The organism is Mesorhizobium sp. M4A.F.Ca.ET.050.02.1.1 (genome assembly GCF_003997725.1).
Lineage (GTDB): Bacteria > Pseudomonadota > Alphaproteobacteria > Rhizobiales > Rhizobiaceae > Mesorhizobium.
Genome location: NZ_RZSG01001022.1, coordinates 1 through 1,827, shown reverse-complemented (window position 1 = coordinate 1,827; position 1,827 = coordinate 1). Strand labels below are relative to the sequence as shown.

General features: G+C 66.2%; 3 protein-coding genes. All 3 read right to left on the bottom strand.

Annotated elements, in window-relative coordinates:
* A partial coding sequence (locus EOA33_RS34490; RefSeq protein ID WP_127407635.1) for a peptidase C39 family protein occupies positions 1-690 on the bottom strand: 690 nt, incomplete at its 3' end.
* Positions 691-897: 207 nt separating this feature from the next.
* Entirely contained in the window at positions 898-1,689 is a 792-nt protein-coding gene (locus tag EOA33_RS34485) for an anti-sigma factor (RefSeq protein ID WP_127407634.1), read from the bottom strand.
* Positions 1,686-1,827, bottom strand: a 142-nt coding sequence (locus EOA33_RS34480; RefSeq protein WP_348628293.1) for a sigma factor-like helix-turn-helix DNA-binding protein, incomplete at its 5' end; no start/stop codon positions are given. The genes EOA33_RS34485 and EOA33_RS34480, both read right to left, overlap by 4 nt.

Genomic DNA, 1,827 nt, shown 5'->3' with positions numbered 1-1,827 from the left:
GAATATCTCCGCCGCGAGCCCGCTCTCATAGCCGGCCACCGCCAGTCCGAACGGCTCGCAACCGCCAGGCCCAGACATCATGAAGACAGTGGTCGCCTCGCGCCACAGGCGGATTTCCATCACCGGATCGGGCACGAAACCGTGGTCAAAATTGGCCATCGCCATCATCAGGCAGCATGGTCCGCAGGTGAACTCGCAGGTCTGCGGATAGAACGGCACCATGGTGGCGATCGGCACGTCGCCGCGCAGCGTCTTTTCGTAGCGTAGCGCGGTGGCGCCGTCCTCATAGTAGTCCGGCTCGCGGCCGATCTTGCGGTAGCCGGCCTGCTCGTAGACGCGGATGGCGCGATGATTGTCTTCGCGCACTTCGAGGCGCAGCATCATACGGTCGTGCTCGAAGGCCGCCTCCTCCGCTGCCGCCAGGAGTTGACGGCCGATGCCGAGCTGGCCGAAGAAGGGACCGACGGCGATGGAATAGAGACGGGCGACGCCGCTGCCCTTGCGAAACAGCACCACGGCATAGCCGGCGACGCGGCCATCGCTTTCGGCAACCAGCATTTCGGCGGTCTCGCGCTCGATCAGCTGGCGGAAGGAGCGGCGCGACATGCGGTCGCTTGAAAAGACGGCCTTCTCGATGGCGGCGAGGTCATCGACGTCGGACACGCGGGCCTTGCGGATCTCGGCAGGCATGCGGGCTTCAGAAAACCTCGATTGGATTGTGGAAACGGCCCCGGTCGAAACATCGGTATACCGGCGCAATCACCGGTATTCGTCAAGCGCTTTCGCACCTCGATTAGGGCCGAATTGTGACAGGTTGAATAGTGGTCCAATGCTGAAGGAGCGCTGTACTGGCGCGCTGTTTTCGGAATGGCGCCGATGTCAGAAAAACGCCGGTTTTCAACTGGCAAGGCCGGCCAGAAGCTGGCCGTAGGCACTCTTGGCGACGGCCGCCAGACGCTCGCGCGGCAGCGAGCCGACGACGGCGCAGCCATAGCCCTTGTCCAGCCAGTAGACAGCCTCGGGACCGTCAGCCTCGGCCGCGTAGGTGCCCTTGGACTTTCCGGCCGATTCGGCGGTCACGAACAGCGAGATGCGCTCGCCTTTGGCGTCCTCGTAGAGCAGCATCGCCGCCTTGCCCTGGCCGGCCGGCAGCAACCGGCCGCCAACGAGCTGGAAGCCTTCAGCCACGAGATCGGGAGCGACCAGCTTCAGGCCGACGCGGTTGGAGAGCCAGGTCTGCAGATGGTCCTTGTCGCTCGCCGGCACCTCGACCGCATGGCGGTTCTCGGCGGCATAGATGACGTGGGCGGCGATCGCCTGCTCGGCGAGCAGGTCCTCGCTTTCGCCTCCCCTGCCGATGCCATCAATGCCGGCGACATAGCCGGCGAGCCCGCCGATCACCAGCACCGCTGCTGCGGCGGCCGAAAGCCACCAGCGCGCGCGCCACGCTGTCGTCCTCGCCGGCGCCTCGCCGAACACGGCCTGCTTCAGCCGTGCCGGCACCGGTTCGTCGAGCACGCCGGCAAAGGCGGCGCGAAGGGCCGCCCGGTCGGCGACGAAGCGGGCGGCCCTTGCCTTCATTTCGGGATTGGCCTCGAGCCAAGCCTCATAGGCCATGCGCTCCTCGCCCGGCAGCTCGCCGTCAAGGGCCATGTGGATGTCGCGTTCGGAGAAATCGCGCCGGGTCATTTCTCGACGATCCTTATCGAGCGGCGGCGCGCCGTGTCATCCAGCAGGCCACGCAGTTCCTCGCGCCCGCGCGCGATGCGCGACATCAGCGTGCCGGCAGGCACGCCGAGGATATTGGCCGCCTCGGCATAGGAAAAC